The organism is Pedobacter sp. 22163 (assembly GCF_052045595.1).
Lineage (GTDB): Bacteria > Bacteroidota > Bacteroidia > Sphingobacteriales > Sphingobacteriaceae > Pedobacter.
Genome location: NZ_JBQEPM010000006.1, coordinates 59,990 through 79,962, shown reverse-complemented (window position 1 = coordinate 79,962; position 19,973 = coordinate 59,990). Strand labels below are relative to the sequence as shown.

At 38.2% G+C, this 19,973-nt stretch carries 17 protein-coding genes; 9 read left to right on the top strand and 8 right to left on the bottom strand.

The genetic code is table 11. The features are described 5' to 3' along the window. The first annotated feature begins 73 nt into the window (after window positions 1–73). The 5 genes from ACTJKN_RS16390 (at window position 74) to ACTJKN_RS16370 (ending at window position 6,117) form a co-directional block, all read left to right on the top strand. Window positions 74–955 carry a carbohydrate kinase family protein gene (locus ACTJKN_RS16390; RefSeq protein ID WP_440826666.1) on the top strand — a complete coding sequence of 294 codons (882 nt, stop codon included), beginning with the start codon at window positions 74–76 and terminating at the stop codon, window positions 953–955. Between the two features lie 340 nt (window positions 956–1,295). After that, complete coding sequence (locus tag ACTJKN_RS16385; protein WP_131030386.1) at window positions 1,296–2,393, top strand: vWA domain-containing protein; 1,098 nt, start codon at window positions 1,296–1,298, stop codon at window positions 2,391–2,393. A 159-nt stretch (window positions 2,394–2,552) separates the two neighbouring features. Then, on the top strand, window positions 2,553–4,040 hold the full coding sequence (locus tag ACTJKN_RS16380; protein ID WP_440826664.1) for a magnesium chelatase: 1,488 nt from the start codon (window positions 2,553–2,555) through the stop codon (window positions 4,038–4,040). Between the two features lie 5 nt (window positions 4,041–4,045). After that, a complete protein-coding gene (locus ACTJKN_RS16375; protein ID WP_440826662.1) occupies window positions 4,046–4,807 on the top strand; it encodes an AAA family ATPase in 762 nt (253 codons plus the stop codon). A gap of 59 nt (window positions 4,808–4,866) precedes the next feature. Beyond that, window positions 4,867–6,117, top strand: coding sequence for a metallophosphoesterase (locus tag ACTJKN_RS16370; protein ID WP_440826660.1), 1,251 nt, complete (start codon window positions 4,867–4,869; stop codon window positions 6,115–6,117). A 99-nt stretch (window positions 6,118–6,216) separates the two neighbouring features. Here ACTJKN_RS16370 and ACTJKN_RS16365 read toward each other — a convergent pair whose 3' ends face one another. From ACTJKN_RS16365 to ACTJKN_RS16355, 3 genes are all read right to left on the bottom strand, one after another. Next, window positions 6,217–6,906, bottom strand: a complete 690-nt coding sequence (locus ACTJKN_RS16365) for a response regulator transcription factor (protein WP_029274172.1) — start codon at window positions 6,904–6,906, stop codon at window positions 6,217–6,219. A 91-nt stretch (window positions 6,907–6,997) separates the two neighbouring features. After that, on the bottom strand, window positions 6,998–8,671 hold the full coding sequence (locus ACTJKN_RS16360) for a sensor histidine kinase (RefSeq protein ID WP_440826658.1): 1,674 nt from the start codon (window positions 8,669–8,671) through the stop codon (window positions 6,998–7,000). Between the two features lie 3 nt (window positions 8,672–8,674). Then, a complete protein-coding gene (locus ACTJKN_RS16355; protein ID WP_440826656.1) occupies window positions 8,675–10,558 on the bottom strand; it encodes a S9 family peptidase in 1,884 nt (627 codons plus the stop codon). 229 nt (window positions 10,559–10,787) lie between these two features. On the opposite strand from ACTJKN_RS16355, the gene ACTJKN_RS16350 reads away from it, so the two are divergent. Beyond that, the gene (locus ACTJKN_RS16350) at window positions 10,788–12,611 is read left to right on the top strand and encodes a tetratricopeptide repeat protein (protein WP_440826654.1); all 1,824 of its coding nucleotides are present in this window, start codon (window positions 10,788–10,790) and stop codon (window positions 12,609–12,611) included. 107 nt (window positions 12,612–12,718) lie between these two features. Here ACTJKN_RS16350 and ACTJKN_RS16345 read toward each other — a convergent pair whose 3' ends face one another. After that, complete coding sequence (locus ACTJKN_RS16345; RefSeq protein WP_440826652.1) at window positions 12,719–13,276, bottom strand: GNAT family N-acetyltransferase; 558 nt, start codon at window positions 13,274–13,276, stop codon at window positions 12,719–12,721. Between the two features lie 17 nt (window positions 13,277–13,293). After that, window positions 13,294–13,557: a hypothetical protein gene (locus ACTJKN_RS16340; protein WP_440826651.1), complete on the bottom strand. Its 264-nt coding sequence runs from the start codon at window positions 13,555–13,557 to the stop codon at window positions 13,294–13,296. Between the two features lie 108 nt (window positions 13,558–13,665). On the opposite strand from ACTJKN_RS16340, the gene ACTJKN_RS16335 reads away from it, so the two are divergent. Continuing rightward, window positions 13,666–13,968, top strand: coding sequence for a DUF4286 family protein (locus tag ACTJKN_RS16335; RefSeq protein WP_440826649.1), 303 nt, complete (start codon window positions 13,666–13,668; stop codon window positions 13,966–13,968). Window positions 13,969–14,051: 83 nt separating this feature from the next. On the opposite strand, the gene ACTJKN_RS16330 is transcribed toward ACTJKN_RS16335, so the two are convergent. From ACTJKN_RS16330 to dtd, 3 genes are all read right to left on the bottom strand, one after another. Beyond that, window positions 14,052–14,378: a nucleotide pyrophosphohydrolase gene (locus ACTJKN_RS16330; protein ID WP_440826647.1), complete on the bottom strand. Its 327-nt coding sequence runs from the start codon at window positions 14,376–14,378 to the stop codon at window positions 14,052–14,054. Continuing rightward, window positions 14,368–15,909 (bottom strand): glycosyltransferase family 39 protein, encoded by a 1,542-nt coding sequence (locus ACTJKN_RS16325; RefSeq protein WP_440826646.1) that lies wholly within the window; start codon window positions 15,907–15,909, stop codon window positions 14,368–14,370. The genes ACTJKN_RS16330 and ACTJKN_RS16325 overlap by 11 nt, the downstream gene beginning before the upstream one ends. An 87-nt stretch (window positions 15,910–15,996) precedes the next feature. Continuing rightward, complete coding sequence (gene dtd / locus ACTJKN_RS16320) at window positions 15,997–16,449, bottom strand: D-aminoacyl-tRNA deacylase (RefSeq protein ID WP_440826644.1); 453 nt, start codon at window positions 16,447–16,449, stop codon at window positions 15,997–15,999. Window positions 16,450–16,479: 30 nt separating this feature from the next. On the opposite strand from dtd, the gene ACTJKN_RS16315 reads away from it, so the two are divergent. Next, window positions 16,480–17,505 carry a hypothetical protein gene (locus ACTJKN_RS16315; protein WP_440826642.1) on the top strand — a complete coding sequence of 342 codons (1,026 nt, stop codon included), beginning with the start codon at window positions 16,480–16,482 and terminating at the stop codon, window positions 17,503–17,505. Further along, window positions 17,471–19,924 (top strand): hypothetical protein, encoded by a 2,454-nt coding sequence (locus tag ACTJKN_RS16310; protein ID WP_440826640.1) that lies wholly within the window; start codon window positions 17,471–17,473, stop codon window positions 19,922–19,924. The genes ACTJKN_RS16315 and ACTJKN_RS16310 overlap by 35 nt, the downstream gene beginning before the upstream one ends. The last annotated feature ends 49 nt before the right edge of the window (window positions 19,925–19,973 follow it).

The following is a 19,973-nucleotide window of genomic DNA, read 5'->3' as shown; positions in this document are numbered from 1 at the left end:
AAATTAAAGATATGAAACAAATTATTTTGTTCCATGCATAAAAATTCTTTATTTACATATCTATAAATCTTCTATGCAAAATAAAGTAATCACAATTGGCGAAATACTCTGGGATGTTTTCCCAGAGGGTAAAAAAGCTGGCGGCTCGAGCATGAACGTTGCGCTTAATTTACACAAACAAAGTATAGATAGCAGTTTTATAAGCGCAACTGGTGATGATGAAAATGGAAAAGAGTTATTCGATTTTCTAGCCAGCAATCATTTTGCAACTGATCTGATTCAAGTAAACACCGAATTACCAACCAGTACGGTTGTGGTGCGGTTGGATGAAAACCATCAGGCCACTTATACGATTAAACAACCTGTAGCCTGGGATGACATCAAAATCAGCGATAAAAACATAGCCGCCGTAAAACAGGCAGATGCATTGGTATATTGCAGTTTAACCTGTAGAGCGGAAGAATCTAAAAAAACTATCCTTACGCTCTTAGAAAATGCCAAGACTAAAATATTCGACATAAACCTCCGTGCTCCTTTTTATACAAAAGAACTAATTGGCGCGCTTTTGGCAAAAGCAGATATCCTAAAAATAAATGAAGACGAAATTTTATGGGTGAAAGAATCTTTTGGCTTAAGCGGTAATACTGATGAGCAACTTTTAAAGCAACTTTCCAGTCAGTTTAACATTGAAATGATCTGCCTCACGCTTGGCGATAAAGGGGCATGCGTTTTAAAAGATGGCAAATTATTCAAACACCCTGGCTACAAGGTACAGGTGGCCGATACAGTTGGTGCCGGCGATGCCTTTTTAGCTACATTTATTGCCTGTTATCTACAGGGTTATCCTATGGAGACCACATTAGATAATGCCTGCAAAGTTGGGGCATTTGTAGCCTCTCAGCCTGGCGCAAATCCAGAGTACAATAAAAAGATTTACCATATGGCATTGGGTTAAGCATTCTGCTTTGTTGCCACGGAGACACGGATTAACACGGAATTTTAGATCTGATCTGAAACGGTGGGTTTTGCGTTAGGGATTGTAAGGGTTCAGTACCAATATTTCATTGGTACCGAAGCGAAGCGTAGCCCTGAAAAGCCCGCCCCTTGCGCAGCTTGGGGGAACGCCCAGATTAGTTTGACAGTTTTCAATTAGACAGTTATCAGTTGACGATTTCCAATTTCAATCTGCTTTGGTCTTTCAGCTTTTACCTTTCTGCTTGTCTCCAAATATGACACCGCGCTTAAATTAATGCAAAGCGAAACTTTTATCTTCGATAAATCGTTAATATAAGCACATGAGAGGTTTTCGTTTTTCTGATTATAAGCCGGGCGATACGCCAAAGGGTGGGTTCGATGAGTTGCTGAAATTATTTAGCGAATTGCTGAATTATACAGCTGGAGATGCAGCAGAGGCTTTAAGCTGGCTGAACGAGCTCGACAAGCAATATAAATTAACCAATAACGATTATGGTATTGGTAATTTTATCGACGACCTGAAAGACAAAGGTTATCTTACGGAAGACAATCAATCTGGGGAATTTAAAATAACAGCCAAAACCGAGCAGACCATCCGCAAATCGGCCCTTGATGAAATTTTCGGGAAACTAAAAAAATCAGGACGGGGAAACCACAACAGTAACCAATCAGGCGTTGGCGAAGAAAAAAATGCCGATAGACGAGAATATAGTTTTGGGGATAGTTTGGATCAGATTGATATGACTGCTTCTATCCACAATGCACAGATTAACCACGGTATTGGCGATTTCACCTTAACCGATCGCGATCTGGAAGTAGAGGAAAAGGATTTTAAAACCTTAACATCTACCGTATTAATGATCGATATTTCGCACTCGATGATCTTATACGGCGAGGACAGAATTACCCCTGCAAAAAAAGTTGCGATGGCTTTGGCCGAGCTGATTAAAACGAAATACCCTAAAGATACTTTAGATATTGTGGTTTTCGGAAATGATGCCTGGCCAATTAGCGTGAAAGACCTGCCTTATTTACAGGTTGGCCCTTATCATACCAATACCTATGCGGGCTTAGAATTGGCTGCTGATTTACTCCGTCGAAGAAAAACACATAATAAGCAGATTTTCATGATTACCGACGGAAAACCAACCTGCTTAAAAGAAAATGGCAAGTACTATAAAAACAGTATGGGTCTGGATAGGAAGGTAATTAATAAAACCTTAAACATGGCTGCCCAATGTAAGCGCCTAAAAATTCCGATTACTACATTTATGATTGCCAAAGACCCTTACCTGCAACAGTTTGTGCGCCAGTTTACCGAAATTAATGGCGGCAGGGCTTTTTATAGCTCGTTAAACGGTTTGGGCGAATACATTTTTGAAGATTATATTAAAAACAGACGTAAGACAGTTAAATAAGGTAGAGGGTAAAAGGCGGAAGGTTTAAGGTAAAACCTAAAGCCGAAAAGACCTATTTAACGAGGCTTAGAAACATTTAAACAAGGGAAGATTTAGCGATTGATGTTGCGTGCTGCAACCTTAAACCCTAAACCATAAACCTTAAACCCATTTTAAAAGATGCAAAACACCACATTAGGCGAATTAAAAACCACAGGATATAAATCGAGATCTGTAAAAGAAGAGCTCAGGGAAAATCTCATTAAAGTTCTCCGCGATAAAAAAACTGAATTTGAAGGCATTATCGGCTATGATGAAACGGTGATTCCTGAATTACAAACCGCCATTTTATCGCGCCACAATATCTTACTTTTAGGTTTACGTGGGCAGGCTAAAACACGGATTGCCCGTTTGATGGTAAACTTATTAGATGAGTATGTGCCATATGTTGCCGGAAGTGAGATTTTTGATGATCCATTGAACCCGATTTCATGGTATGCGAAAAATGAAATCGCCATAAAAGGCGATGATACTGAAATTGCCTGGTTGCACCGTAGCGAAAGGTATACTGAAAAACTGGCCACGCCCGACGTTACTGTTGCCGATTTAATTGGCGATGTTGACCCCATTAAAGCCGCAACATTAAAATTAACCTATAATGATGAGCGTGTAATCCACTTTGGTTTAATTCCGCGCGCACACCGCAGCATATTCGTGATTAATGAGCTTCCGGATTTACAGGCACGTATCCAGGTGGCATTATTTAACATGCTGCAGGAGAAAGATATCCAGATCCGTGGTTTTAAACTGCGTTTACCCCTGGATATCCAGTTTGTATTTACCGCAAACCCTGAAGATTATACCAACCGTGGAAGTATTGTTACACCTTTGAAAGATAGGATTGAAAGTCAGATTTTGACCCACTATCCTAAAACCATCGAAATTTCGCGCAAAATTACTTTCCAGGAGGCAAAATTAACCACCGATCAAAAAGCCAATATTGAGGCGGATGGATTGGTAAAAGATTTAATCGAGCAGATTGCTTTTGAGGCACGTAAAAGTGAATATATCGATCAAAAATCGGGTGTTTCAGCCAGATTAACCATTTCGGCTTATGAAAATTTAATCAGCACTGCTGAAAGAAGAATGCTGATTGCAGGCGAGAAAAATTCTTTTGTACGTTTATCTGACCTTGCAGGAATTATCCCGGCAATAACAGGTAAAATAGAACTGGTTTACGAAGGCGAACTGGAAGGGCCAGCGCATGTAGCTACAACCTTAATCGGAAAAGCGGTTAAAACCTTATTTGCACGTTACTTCCCCGATCCAGAAAAAGCGAAGAAAAGTAAAACGGCCAACCCTTACGCCGAAGTAACCGAATGGTTTACGGAAGGTAACAATGTAGATGTTACCGATGTTTTAACCAATGCACAGTATAAAAAAGCGTTGATGCTGGTGCCAAGTTTATACGACCTGGTAAAGAAGTTTCATCCTAAATTAAGCGAAAACCAAACTTTATTGTTAATGGAATTCGTATTGCATGGTTTAGCTGAATATTCGCAATTGAGCAAAAATTATTTAAATGGCGGCTTCGGTTTCTCCGATATGTTTGGCAGTTTATTTAACGCCGAATTTGACGAAGAAGAGGATGAAGACGATTTCAGATAAAATTAATGGAGTTTAACGGATATCTTTTATCGCTAAGGCTAAAACAAGAGCACCTTCCTAATGGATATCCGTTTAATATTGCATGCTTAAAATCTTTTGAAAAGTTAGACTTCCATCCCAATGTTACATTTTTTACCGGCGAAAACGGGGTTGGAAAATCGACCCTGATTGAAGCCATAGCGGTTTATCTTGGTTTCAATGCAGAGGGCGGAGGTAAAAATTTCAATTTTAAAAGCACAGCAACACATTCTGCATTGCATAACTTCCTCAGTATAACCAAAGGATATAAACAAATTAAAGACGGCTACTTTTTAAGGGGAGAAAGTTTCTACAATGTTGCCAGCGAGATTGACAAACTTGATGAAGACGACCCAGATATACCTATATCTTTAACTAAGATAATAGATTCTTATGGAGGTATTTCCTTACATGAACAATCTCACGGAGAATCTTTTTGGTCGCTATTTATGAACCGCTTTAGTGGCCATGGCGTTTATATCCTCGATGAGCCCGAATCGGCCCTTTCAGCTACGAAACAAATCGCTATGTTATCCAAAATCAATAATCTGGTAGACAAAAATGCTCAATTCATCATCGCCACACACTCGCCGATCTTATTATCCTACCCCAATGCATGGATATACGAAATGTCGGAGAATAAAATAGCTAAGGTTAAATATGAAGAATCTGAGGTTTATCGGGTTTATAAAGCCTTTTTAGATCATCCTCAACGAATATTAAATAATATATTTACTTCAAATACTTAATTTAGACAGGTCAAAAGAACCTGTCTTATTTTTTAATTTAACCCGAATAACCCGATCGTATGGGAAGACTACCTTTCATCATTGCTGCCTGCATATTCATTATTGCTTTTGACATTTATTGTTACAAAGCCATTATTGCTGTTTTTAAAAAATGGAAACCGACTACTAAAAGAGTATTTGCTATTGCCTATTGGAGTTATAGCCTGCTTTTGATTTTTGGCGTTTTCTGCGGCATTTACCTCAACCTTTTCCTTACATTGAGAGCCATTATTTTGGTTGCCTTCTTTTTAACCGTTGCCTGTAAAATGACTATGCTCCCATTTTTGATCCTGGATGATTTGCGAAGGTTATTCATTAAAATTTTCAGGAGGAACAAAAAAAGTGAAGTTTCAACAGGACAAAATACAACAGCAGAACCCATTTCACGCTCTGAATTCCTGGTTAAAGCCGGATTGGTGGCAGCGGCAGTACCCTTAACTTCATTAAGCTGGGGCATTATTTCTGGCGCATACGATTATCAGGTGAGACGGGTAAATTTAATCCTCCCTAACCTACCCAAAGCTTTTGACGGCATTACCATGGGGCAGATTTCTGATATCCACTCTGGAAGCTTTTACAATAAAACAGCCGTAAAAGGTGGTGTAGAAATGCTATTGGGCGAGAAACCCGATTTCGTTTTTTTTACCGGCGATTTAGTGAATAACCTTACCAACGAGGTAAGAGACTATCAGGATATATTTTCGAAAGTAAAAGCACCTCTAGGAGTATATTCAACATTGGGAAACCACGATTATGGTGATTATTTTTTTGGCAAAGAATCTTCTCCTGCCAAGGTGAAAAACCTGAAAGATATGGTTGATGTGCATAAGGTAATGGGATACGATTTACTAATGAATGAAAACCGGAGATTAAAAGTAGATGGAGAAGAAATCGGAATTTTAGGTATCGAAAACTGGGGAATGGGCCGCTTCCCTAAATATGGAAAGATGGAGCTAGCGGTTCAAAATACGGATGATTTACCTGTTAAACTTTTGCTTAGTCACGATCCTTCACACTGGCGTGGAGAGGTTTTAAAGAAATACCCGCAAATAGATGCGATGTTTAGTGGCCATACACACGGAATGCAGTTTGGCGTTCGTTTCAAAGAGGTTCAATGGAGTCCGGTGCAATACATTTACAAAGAATGGGCAGGTTTATACCAGGAGCAAAAACAACAGCTTTACGTTAACGTGGGCTATGGCTTTTTAGGTTACCCGGGCAGGGTTGGTATTTTACCTGAGATAACAATATTTACTTTGAAGAGAGCTTAGACTAAAAATGAGTGAGTTTCGAATGAGTGAATGATTGAATATTTTGGTATGACCCCCAACATTCAATCATTCAAGATTCTTTAATTCAATAATTACCTATTATCCCGCATTAAAGCGATAACCTACCCCCCTAACGGTCTGTAACAATTGTGGATTATCAGGATTCAATTCTATCTTCTTACGTAAGCGCACAATATGCATATCAAGCGTTCTGGTATTCACATCAGAGTTGTAGCCCCACACCACCAACATTAATTCATCACGGTTGATAACTTTACCCGGGTTGCGCAAGAAATAAAGGAGGATACGGTTTTCCAATATCGTTAACTCGATTTTCTTCCCATCTCTAAACAATGTGTGGATATTTGGATGGTGTTCCATATTGCCAAAACGGTGAATTTCGGCAGTATCTTTATTCACAATAAATTTCACCTTGCTCTCCAACATCGCAACCAAAACATCCATATTAAATGGTTTGGTGATATAATCAGATGCACCAAAGTTATAGGCGTCAATTTTATCAACATCCTGCGCTTTGGCAGTCATCATAATGATCAGGTTTTCGAATCCTTGCTTGCGCACATTCTCACAAACTTCGGCGCCCTGCTTACCTGGCATCATCCAATCCAATAAAACAATATCAGGCTGATCGGCAACAATCATTCTTTCACCAGCTTCGCCATCATTTGCTTCAAGCACAGTATAACCTTCAGCCTTTAAACGGTGGGCCACAAGAAAGCGAAGATTTTCATCATCTTCTACAATTAATATTTTTACTTCTTTTGACATTTGTATGTGTGTTTTATATGCGGTTGTAATGTTGAAACGCTGTGATGTTTAAAGGGTTAAACTCAACTTACAACCTTCCAACTCCTAAAATTTAACTATTATAAGGCAGCACAATCTTAAATTCGGTACCGCTTCCTACTTTACTTTTTACAGAGATTTCTCCCTCCATAAAGTTAACCAGTTCTTTGCAGAATGCCAAACCCAGACCTACACTGCCCATTTGGTTATATTCATTCTGAATCCTGAAAAACTTCTTAAATATATTGTTTAATTCTGATGCTGCGATACCTATTCCCTTATCGGCAAACCGGAAAACCAGCACCCCTTTAATCAACTTTGCACTAATGTGTAATTTTTTCTGTTCTGGTTTCGAATATTTGTAGGCATTTTCTGCCAGATTATCGAATAAACTGCCCAATAATACCGGATCGGTAATAAAGGTTTTAAAGCCCACCACCTCATAGGTAATCTTAAAATCGGGGTGTTTTAATGTATGCGATTCGATAGTACTTTCAATAAAATCTACTATATTAACTTCTTCCTGGTTCAGCTTAATCGCCTTATTTTCGATCTGCGTAAAGGCCAGTAATTTGTTCATTAAGCCATTCAGCTTGTCGGCTTCTTCATCCAGTATCTTGCCATAAAGTTGCTGTTCTCTCTGGCTTAATGCGGTAGCACTTTTAATATTGTTTCCCGCAATCTTAATCACGCTAACGGGTGTTTTAAACTCATGCGTGAGGTTATTCACAAAATCGTACTGCAACTTAAACATTTTGCTATTGATGTTCAGGTTACGGTAAATCAAAAAAGCAACCAATAAAAGCACGCCGTATACCAATAAAAGTACCAGGGCAATCGGCATGAAGTAAATAAAAATTTCTTTCTTGATGTAAGATCTTGATGAAATGAGGTATAACTTAAAATCAGAAAATGCGCCTGGCAAGGCAATTTCAGTATTAATATTTTCTTCAGAAGTATCAATCGGATCGTAAGTCAACGGCTCAATCCTGATCTTTTGATACAGCAACGGCCTGGTATTGATGATCTTGATTTTATGTGCATCGAGATTAAAAACCAGTACATCCTGTTGATAAACGGGCGCCGGATTTAACTTCCGTCTGATCATATCTTTATAGGCCCTTAAATCTTCCCGGCGGGGAATATTTAAATAGGTGATTTTATTCTCATTCGAGTTAACGATAGAAAAATTAGTAAACAATTCCTCTTGTGTAGGCACCGATGCTGTATCCAAATCCTCAACAAAAGTGGCAAGTTTAATGGCTATTGCATTAAAATCGCTCCCCACATTAAAAGATCTGGTATCATCTTCTGAATATAATTTTACCGAATCGGGTTTAATACCTTTGCCAAACTGAAAAATAGATTTAGGGCCAATACCTAAGTGGTTTGCATTGATCCCATCCTTTACGGGAACATTCTTTACCTCTGTATCGTAAAAAGTAACCTTCGAGATAAAAGGATATTTTAACATCACGGTATCTACAAACTTTGCTGCTGTAGAAGAATCTAAAAAGCCGCTATAATATGAAATCTCTGGCATTTTATTCTGAAAGAAATCGTTATAAGGCTTAATACTTTGCTCTAGCACGTTTACTTTCTCAGATACAAAATCGTTCTCGATCGATTTCTTACTGTAGTTAAACGCTAAAAAAAGCGACAGAATAAAAAGAATGGAAATGAGTACAATGAAGGTTATACCGAGCGAGAAATTTTTACGATATCCACTTTTTTTATCTAAGGCCATACCCTATTTCTTACCTAGATTTTCCTGTAAAAATTCTTCTAATGCTTTGTACAGGGCCGTTCTACTCTGTTGACGCACTATAGGGTTTGGACCTTCTTCCTTTTCGATATAAATAACCTGAACATTCCGTTTTTTCAGCTCTTTAATAAACTGAACACCTTCTGCTACGTTAACACGTGGATCTTTAGGATTCTGTGCTATAAAAACAGGCGCTTTAAACCGGTCGGCATGGAAAACAGGCGATGCAAACCGCATATAATCGGTATCGGTTACCGGATTGCCAACAATTTCATAATACATCTGTAAATTCGCTTTTAAAAACGGCGGGATGGTTTTCAGGTAACTGAATAAATTGATTACTCCTGAATTTGATCCACCACATTTATAAAGATCGGGATTTTTATACAAACAATTTAATGCAATATAACCACCAAAACCATTGCCATAAATGGCGATTTTTTTAGGATTGGCAATTTTTTTGGCAATTAACCATTTTACGCCATCGTTAACGTCTTCCTGGATTTTATCACTCCACTGCTTAAAACCAGCGGCATAAAAAGATTTACCATAGCCCGTAGACCCACGATAGTTTACCTGCAAAACAGCATAACCACGGTTAGCCAAGAATTGAACTTCTGCATTATAGCCCCAACTATTTCGCCCTGCAGGGCCATTATGTGGCAGGACCACTACTGGCAAATTAACGGCCTTTTTATTTTTGGGTAAGGTTAAATAACCGTTAATGGTTAAATTATCAGAGCTTTTAAAACAGATCGGTTTCATGGCACTCATATCACCCTGTTTAATGGATGGGCTAATATCAGTTAGTTTTTTAAGTTTATTCTCGCTAACGGTATAGAGATAATAAGAACCCGGATTTTTATCGGTAAATGTTCTTACTACAAAAACCTTGTCCATTTTATCTTTATCCATAATTTTCCATTCGGTACCTGGCAAAAGCCGGTCTATTTTGGAATAGGTAATCTTCGTACTGTCATCAAGGTAATATTTTTCCTTTTTCCAGGTTTCGCAGGTTACAAAAAGCATTTTCTTTTGTGGCCGCGAATATTTTGCATCTACTACATTTAAGGTATCGTTTGCAAAAAGTACCTGTTTTTCTTTACCTGTTTTTAGATCGAGTGCCACTAGTGCATTCTTATCTCTATTTACATTTGAAATGGCATAAAGTATATTGGGCTGGCTTTCTGAGAAGGCAACTGGCTGTAAAGTGGTTTCGAAATTATTGGTAATTACCGGAGCAAAGGCCTGGTTTTCGTTTTCCCGGTACATCAAGGTTTCGTTCACCCCATCACTCGCTACAGCAATTTTCAACACTCCTCTATTATCTGTCATCCATTCGGTAATATTTCCAGGGTTTTTAGCTGCAATATCCATTTTACCGTTCCTAACATTTAGGCGGTAAACATCGAAAACTGTTGAATCACGTTTATTGGATGCAACAATAATGTATTTATCATCAATTAACTGATCTTCTATTACCCTTAACCTGCTTTTCTCGTTGGCACTCAGCTGAACCTGCTTGCTTCCATCTTTATTGATCACAAAAATATCCGATTTGCGCTCTTTAGATTCGTCTTCAGCATAATAAATCAACTCGTTATTGCTGGTCCAGAAATGAAAACTGATATTCTTCCCATTCAAATGGGTTAACTGAAGACTATTTCCAGTCGCAAGATCTTCAACGAAAAGATCAAGTTTTTTATCATGAAGCTTTAAATAAGAAAGACTTTTCCCGTCAGGAGAAATGCGATAATAGGCCTTATCCTGCGTTTTAAAAAAATCGTCCACAGGAATAGTATCATTGTTAGTGCCTTTACAGGCCCAGATCAATGCAACCATTAACAATAGAAAAATCTTTTTTAGCATAAATAAATCCTTTACGGGATGACAAAAATAAGTATCCTAACAACTTAACTGCGATTTACACCAACAATGTTACTTATGCAATCAAATAATAAGTCGTGGTTCAATTTAGTATTTATAAAATACCTACAAAATAAAATACAGGTAACATTTAAAATACGTTTAATATCAATTGATGCTTTAGCTAAAGATGTATTAAAATGTTACATTTAAAACTTATAATTTAGGGTTTATGAACCGCTTGCTTTTCATCATATTCTTATTTCTATCTCTTGGGACCCACGCACAAATCTTCCGTCCCAATCAACAGATTGCACCTGATGAAAGTAGCCTGGCCATTCAATACTATAATGATGGTGATTATGAAAAAGCAGTTGTGCTACTGGAAAAACTTTATGCCATACCCAATAACGAAGCCTATTTCGATATTTACTTTAATACATTGGTAAAATTGAAGCGTTATGATGTTGCGGAGAAAGTGGTTAAAAGGGAAATAAAAAAAAATCCACAGGGCGATGTTTATCCAATAGCATTGGGCAAACTTTACCAGGAGAAGGGTGATGTGCAAGCGGCAAACAAGATTTTTACCGATGTAATTAATAAACTTCCGAAAGATGAATTTAAGATCAGGAATTTAGCCAATAGTTTTTATCGTTTTGAAAATTATGAATTTGCAGTTCAAACTTTTAAGCAGGGCAGAAAACTGTTGGGCAACGATCAACTCTTTGCCTTTGAGCTATTGAACATTTACCGTTTCAAAAAGGATAAGCCCATGCTCATGCAAGAGTACCTTGATGCCATGGGCACCATGCCTCAGCTTTTACCGCAGGCTGAAGCCGTACTGGCCTCTATATTTGAGGACAAAAACGATTACCAAACCTTTCAGGCAGCCATTTTAAGGAAAATACAGACAGAGCCCGATGCCGAAATTTATATTCAGTTACTCACCTGGAACTATATTCAACAACAGGAATTTGATATGGCCCTGCGCCAGTTAATTGCGTACGATAAACGCACCAAGGCTGATGGAGGCACCTTATTTAAGGCCATTTATACCTTTGTTGACAATGGCGCATACGAAACAGCGATTAAAGCCTACGATTACCTGTTAACTAAAGGAAAGGATAACCAGTATTACCTTCCTTCAAAAATAGAAATGCTGAATACCAAGTATAACCTGCGTACCAACGGGAAATATACGGTAGCTGATCTTGATCTGTTAGCAAAAGATTATCAGGCCTTACTGGATGAAAACGGCAAGAACAGAAACACGCTTTTCGCGATAAAAAAACTCGCAAACTTGCAGGCTTATTATTTAAATCAACCCAGCAGTGCAGAAAAAGAACTGGAAGAAGCCATAAAAATGCCTGGCATTAACGATCAGGAGTTAGGCCAACTGAAACTCGATTTAGGCGATATTTATATTTTAACCAACCAACCCTGGGAAGCTTTTTTAGTGTACGAGCAAGTGAGCAAACAATTTGAGGGGCAACCCGTAGGAAATGAGGCACGTTTCAGGAGCGCTAAACTTTCTTTTTATCAGGGTAATTTCGAATACAGCAATGGCCAATGCCTGGTTTTAAAGGCTGCAACTTCACAACTCATTGCAAACGACGCCTTGAACCTGAGTTTACTGATTAACGATAATATTCAAACCCCTGCAGATAGTAACGCATTAAAAATGTATGCCGATGCAGAGATGCTTTTATTCAGAAACCTCCCTGAACGTGCAGTAAAAAAAATGGACAGTATTGCCATAGCATTTCCGCAAAATAGCCTAACCGACGCGATAATGATGAGTAAAGCAAGAATTCTCATCAAAGCCAATGATTTCCAAAAAGCAGCCGATATTCTGAAAAAGGTAACTGAAGATTTTAAAGATGGCATTTGGACAGACGATGCCCTTTTTACTTTGGGCGATCTTTATGAAAAGAAATTGAACGACATTGCACAGGCCAAAATCTACTTCCAGAAACTGATTACGGATTACCCGGGGAGCATGTTCAGTGCTGAAGCCAGGAAAAGGTTTAGGAATTTACGTGGAGATGGGGTTTGATTAGTTCAATGGTTCATTAGCCATTAGTTCATTCGTAATGATTAATCGGTTAATTGTTGTAACTGGTAAATTGATGCCAAACGCCTATCGCTAAACGCCAAACCAATCTACCGTTTCCAGTCCCAAACCACCACATTCCATTCTACAGCGCTGTTATCGGTATAAGTATGAATAACCTTGAAACCAATACGTTTATGTGCATTCATCGATCGTAAATTGATGCTTGCAATTTCGGTGATTGCGAAATCGTATTTAGATTTAAAATAATCTTTATAAGCGTGATAACATTGATCGAACAAACCTTTACCACGATAAGCCTGACTAACACACACCTGCCCTACAACGATATAAGAATAAGAAGAAACGGATTTATCGTAATATTGGATGTGATCGAAACTTTCGTACATTTCAACTAATCTCGGGATATCATTTTTAGACTCATTGGTCATTGCTAGCACATAAGCTACAACCAATTCTCCATCTTTTGCAATAATGTTGGGTTCGTACCGATGCATCTTTTCCAGATCATCAAGCGAATGCGAAACGGTAACAAAGCCTTCTTCTTTTATTTGTTCGGGAGTTAAATCTTTCTTTAAGTTTTGCTTTTGAAGCTCAAGAATGCCTTCAAGCTCTTTTGTAGTAGAAGATTTGGTAATAATAATCATTTCCGGATATAGATGGCTTAGGCATCTAATGCAATAATAGTTAAGGTTAGCAACAAAATGAAGCAAATTGCTGCCAAAATTAAAATTCTGGCGCCATGTTGCCTATCCGTTAGGGAATAAGAAAAAACCTTTTCGCCAGTATTTAATGTTCTCTTTTTCTTCATTAAATCCCAACCAATCACCAGCCCTAAAATGCCGCCGAAAATTGCAGTTAGGTAACCAGTATAAATATAATTACGAGTGGAATTGTCTATTTTTTGAGAGTCGTTAGTTCGTATCATGCTTAAAAACAATGGGAATTAGCAAATTTAACAGATTGACACCACTTTAAAGAATAAAATCCATTATCATCAATTTTTTAACATTTATATATTATCTACCTTTGTGCTATGTTTTTATATAATGTTACGCTCATCCTTGATGATGCAGCAGCCGAAGAGTGGTTACAGTGGATGCAAGATGTTCATATCCCTGAAGTAATGGCTACGGGTATGTTTATTTCCAACCGTTTATTAAAGGTTGTAGACTCACCCAACGAAGGGATAACCTATTGCGCACAGTATGTTGCCGAAACATTAGATCATTACAATAAATACCAGGAAGTATTTGCACCGGCTTTACAGGCTGAACTAAACGAAAGATACAAAAACCGCTTTGTGGCATATAGGAGTTTGATGGAGTTCGTTGGCTAAGCCAAAAGAATAATTGAATTTTGAATGATTGAATGTTATTAAATACCCTTCATTCACTCAGTCAAAATTCAATCACTCAATATTCACTTAAGCTTCTCATTATTCTTATGCCTATCTGCATCGCGGATGCTCTTTTTTTCCAGATTCTTTTCCAACGCATCGGTAAGGTTTATGCCTGTTTGATTAGCCAAACAGATTAAAACGAACATCACATCAGCCATTTCATCGGCGAGGTTTACCTCTTCGTCGCTTTTTTTAAACGACTGCTCGCCGTATTTACGGGACATAATACGGGCTACTTCTCCAACTTCTTCCATCAAAATGGCAGTATTGGTGAGTTCGTTAAAATAGCGGATGCCCGTGGTTTTAATCCAACGGTCTACGGTTTCCTGTGCTTCGTTAATGGTCATGTTTTTCTTCTTCTATTTCTGATTTTATAATGCTAGTCACTTCAATATTGGCACCTTCAAGCAAAAAAACTCCTGCGCCCCTTTCTCTCGTATATGGAGTAGTTACTTCACCAATTTTGGTGATCCTGGCAAAATAGGGCTGCTCTCTCTTCCGCTGTGGATCTTTGTCCTTCCATTCGGTGATCATAATGAAATCTTTGATCGGCTTATCCATTTTAAACCAATACAAGTAATCGGCATTGTATGATACCGCATTGATGTTTTTATATTTTGAATAATAATTAATTGCACCTGCTTGGCCATAATTATCTGCACGAACCAATACGGTAGACTTATCTTTAACCATTCCGTAAGCCGAATCAACAAGCGTTGCCAGTTCCTTCCAGCCTTGCATATCGGCATAGTCCTGCGGTAGCTCGTGATTTTTACCATCTTCCCAACGCAATGCCCCTACCCGTTCGAACCTTTTATGATGCGCTACAATTTCATCAGGACTATAAACTGGCATAATAAGCGGTATCAAATAAATGAATGAGCCAATATTAAAAGCGAACAGCAATCCTGTTAATACATATTTATTTGCTAAAACCCGACTTAAATAATGTGCACCAAAAGCCAGTAAAACCGGATATAAGCCTAATGCATAATAATCTTTTGCCTTAAAATAGCTAAATACAATAAGTGTAAACAGATAGGAGAGAATAATCCATCTGTATTTGCTGAAATCCTTATAAAAAACCAGACTGCCAATGCCTGCTAAAAGAATAAAGATCGAACTGATAAAAAAGAGGAACTGTCCGATAAAAAAATCAATCCGGTTTACATGAACCAATTGCGTTACCTGTAAAAGTTTCATATGGGTGAGCACCGGAAAGTGATTATTAATCTGCCAGATTACATTGGGCGAAATAATTAAAAGCGCCAGTAAAATGGCCAGATAAAGATGTTTATCGGTAAATATTTTTCGTTTTGATGTAATGAGTATAGCGGGTAGTAAACCAATGATGAGAAAAAGGATGTTGTATTTATTTAAAAAACCTAAAGCGACAAAAATGGCAAAGGCATACAGATATCTGGCTTCGTTTTTATCGAAATATTTTAACAGATAATAGAATATGGCTGTCCAGGCTAAAACATCGAAAGAATTGGGCTGGTAAAGGGTATTTAGCCTTAGCAGAGCAGAACACAGGCAGGCTACAGCAACCAGGCATTTGGCCAGTAGGTTACCCTTTAAAAAACCGACAATTTTCCAGCAGTACAATATAGTCAAGGCACCTAATAATGCAGGAACAAGTTTCACCACGAAATATCCATTGCCAAAAGCTTTAATAAGCCATGAAAATAGCGAGGTTAACGGCGGAACTGACGTGAAACCCGCAGCGAGGTGGTTCGCCTGATCCAAATGCAAAAATTCATCACGATGCAATTCGTAAACTGAATTGACCAATACAAAAGATAACACTAACTTTAAAATCAGAAAAAACGCAAGACAACTGTATTCCGCCAACCGGTTCGGATTTTTATCCTTCATATTAGCTTAAGTTAAATTTTGAAATAAAATATTATTTTTTTGACCATTCAAGACTTGATAAGTTACGCCGCGATTGTTTAAATTTAATTATTCCTTATCTTTTGTATCAATCAAAATCGTAACTGGTCCATCGTTTAACAGTACAATTTTCATATCAGCACCAAAAATTCCGGTTTTTACTTTTTTACCCAATAGAGCCGATAGCTTTTCAATCATTTTCTCGTAAAGTGGAATCGCCACATCTGCTCGTGCTGCCCTTGTAAAACCTGGGCGGTTTCCTTTTTTGGTAGATGCAAATAAGGTAAACTGACTGATCAATAAAATATCTCCACCCACATCGGCAAGTGCTTTATTCATCATTCCGTTTTCATCTCCAAAAACACGCATACCGATAATTTTCTGTGCTAACCAATCTAAATCCGCTAAAGTATCGGCATCTTCTATGCCTAACAACACTAGAAATCCGGTATCAATCGCTCCCGTTACCTCACCGTCAACCGTGCAACTTGCCTGTGTAACTCTTTGTAAAACTGCTCGCATTTTATACTACTTTTGCTCAATAAAATTGATATGCGCAAGATAAGTATTTTAGTGATTTCTGTGTTTCTCTTCCTTGGTTGTAAGCAAAAATCAATTGTTCATCCTACTTTTTATTATTGGAAAACGGATTATCAGAACAAAAAGGAAGAAACCAGTTATCTTGATCAATTTAAATCTAAATCTTTGTACCTGCGAATTATGGATGTAGATTTTAATCCAGATCTTCAGCTGCCTGTACCCATTTCACCGATTAAATTTTCAGATCCGCTACCTAAACAGATCGATATTATCCCTGTTGTGTTTATCGTTAACGAGGTTTTTAACAAGATTGACACCATGCAAACAGCGGTTATGGCCGATCGCATTGTCAAATTTGTAGCCGCAAAGGTAAAACAGGCCGGAAAGCAAAATTATGCGGAATTACAGATTGATTGTGATTGGACCAAAGGCACCAGAAACAGGTATTTTAAATTCCTCGAACAATTAAAGGCGAATCCGCTTTTAAAGGGAAAAGCCATTTCGGTAACACTGCGTTTGCATCAGGTTAAAAACATTGTATCAAGCGGAGTGCCGCCAGTAGAAAAGGCCATTTTAATGTGTTACAACATGGGCAACCTACGTAAATATGGAGAGCAGAACTCTATATTGGATCAACACGAAATGGATCTTTACCTAAAAGATTATCTTGAGCGATATCCCTTGCCACTTGATGTAGCCCTACCTATTTTTGAATGGGCGGTGGTATTCAGGAACGGGCAATATGCGGGTATCTCCAAACGGATCGGCAAAATCCAGCTCGGGGATAAAAAACTTTTTAAACAGAGGGGAAATTCCATCCTTTACGATCTTTTGATTGATTATCCTGCAGCCGGATTAAAAAAAGGTGATGTGGTAAGGTGGGAACAGATTTCCACTGAAGATTTACTTTCGACCTCTAAATTTTTATCCCGATATTTAAGCCCTAGAGACCGCAACCTCGTTTTTTACCATTTAGACACCGACCTTTTAAAACATTTTACTAATGAAGACGTTCAAAAAGTTATCGCTAATTTTTAGTGTATTCCTGATTACTTTTTTCGGCGAAATTGCCGTAAATCTTGCCTGTGGTGGCGAGATAGATCCCTACGATTATTATATTTCTTATTTCCACAACAACATTGAAGGGGATGAATATTCGCCGTTCGCCTACAACCAGATGGTTTACCTCAACAGCGAAACGGATATAGAAAGCGAGCCGGATATCAATAGCAGAGAGTGGGCGAAATACCTCAGTGTTAAAAAAGAAGATGTGCTAAAAGTAATGTACAAAACAGATAGTGCTACTGACGCAAAACTCGTTAATTTTAATGGTAACGCATCACAATTACCAGACAGCTTACAGCAGAATAGTTTTATCCAGGCATTAAGTAAACGCAAAGAATCACTAAAGTATTATCAATTCGCCAAAAGCTGTGAACCTTTGGCCAATGTGGATTTTAGTCTTTGGGACCCTAAACCCCGCGATACTGCGGCTATGGGTTCAAAAGCCCAGGAAGGCCTGAAATTAACCGGAGCAGAAAAAGACGATTTTCTTAAGCTGCGTTACGCTTACCAAGCTGAACGGATGTTCCATTTTGCAGGTTTGCACACCGAAAGCAAATCGACCTACGAAAAGTATATCAAAACCAGTAAGGTAAACAGTGCGGTTAAGGGCTGGGCATTGGCATTGTATGCAGGATCTACCCGTAGGTTGGGCAATCCGGAAGAATCAGCCTTTTTATTCTCGAAGGTTTTTGCAAGCAATCCGGAGCGGAGGGTACAGGCTTATAAAAACTACTACTATAACAGCACACCGGTTAATGGAGCATTAAAGTACGCCAAAACCAATAATGAGAAAGCCAATATCTGGGCAATAAACGGGTTTGGAGATGCTGATTCGGGCATAGAAAGCCTGAATAAAGTTTATCAGTACGAACCAAAAAGCCAGCTTAACGGCACGCTGCTGGTACGTGAAGTAAATAAATTAGAGCAAAACCTTATCCAGGCGAACGATATTGCCAAAATTGGCTATAATTATTATTTTTCGGATAACGGCAATTCTAAATACAAAGACAGTCTAAAAGCCATCAACCTTAAACAACTAAATGAAATCAGGAATTTTGCGGTAAAACTGGCAACCGAAAAAAAATATCCGCAGCCTGAGCTGGGCACTTTAACCGCAGCTTATTTATCGTGGATGGAGAATAAAGATTTTCTGGCCTCGAATTATCTTGCCATCCTAAAACCAGATAAACTACCAGAAAGATTACGCGACCAATACCGCATTACCGATTTATTGATCAAGGCGAAAAGCATCAAAAAAGGAAATCCTTTTAATGAGAACGATTTATTGCCGACCTTAAAATGGCTTGACGAAAAACGTTTTGCAGAAAACAGCGAGCAACCTAAAGGGCCATATTACTATGATACAGATCGTGCCAGCAAACGCTTTAGCAGAACGACCAGGAATTTTTACCAGCAAATATTGGCTCCAGCTTATTTAAGTATGGGCGATACTGCTAAAGCGGCATTGGCAATGGTTAAAGGCGACTTGGAATATAAAACGTTAAAGGAGAATTCACTTTTCCAGAATATGAGTTATCAAAGTATTGCTTTTTGGCAGAAAAACTTAAGTCCGAAAAGCATGCAGGGCTTAGCTGTTTATAAAACCAGGGCGACGGGCAATGATGTCACCGCTTTGTTAGCATCGGCTTTAAACCAGCTCAAAAATGATGATTTTTATGAACTTTTTGGAACGACTTATTTACGCACACATCAGTATGATAAGGCCGTTCAGATGTTTGCAAAGGTTTCGCCAGGTTACAAATATTTTAACCCTGATAACTGGTATGCTGATGAAGCCAATGCTAAACTTTATGCAAATCCTTTCATCGAAACGATAAACGATTATCCTAAAAAATATGTAACAGCAAAAACATCAATTACAAAAAAAGCTTTTGCAGCCGAAATGCTCCGCTTGCAGAAATTAACCATCAGTGATAAAAAGAATGCTGCGCTTTACTATTATAAAATGGCCAATGCAGTTTATCAGACAGGTTATTTTGGTAATAGCTGGTTTTTAATCAGTTATGATTGGTCATCATACGACAATAGTAACCCAGCAAAATATGTATACGATGGCGATTACAAAAAAGCGCAAACGGCAAAAGCCTGGTATTTAAAAGCCAGGGCATTAAGTACCAATGCCGATTTTAAAGCTAAGTGTACTTTTATGTTAGCTAAATGTTTGCAGAAACAGATCATCATGAATGCAAACCCGCTATCATTTTATTATTATGATAAAAAAGATGTGAAATGGAGAAACTTCATCAAGGCTAATTACAACAATCCTTATCTTAAAGAATTAAGATTTAATTATGCCAAAACGCCTTTTTATGCTGTTGCGGCGGGCGAGTGTAGTTATTTAGGAGATTTTATTAAGCCAAAAACGCAATAGGCCAATCGAACTACTTCACTATTAAGAGTTTCAAATGAACGGTCGTCAT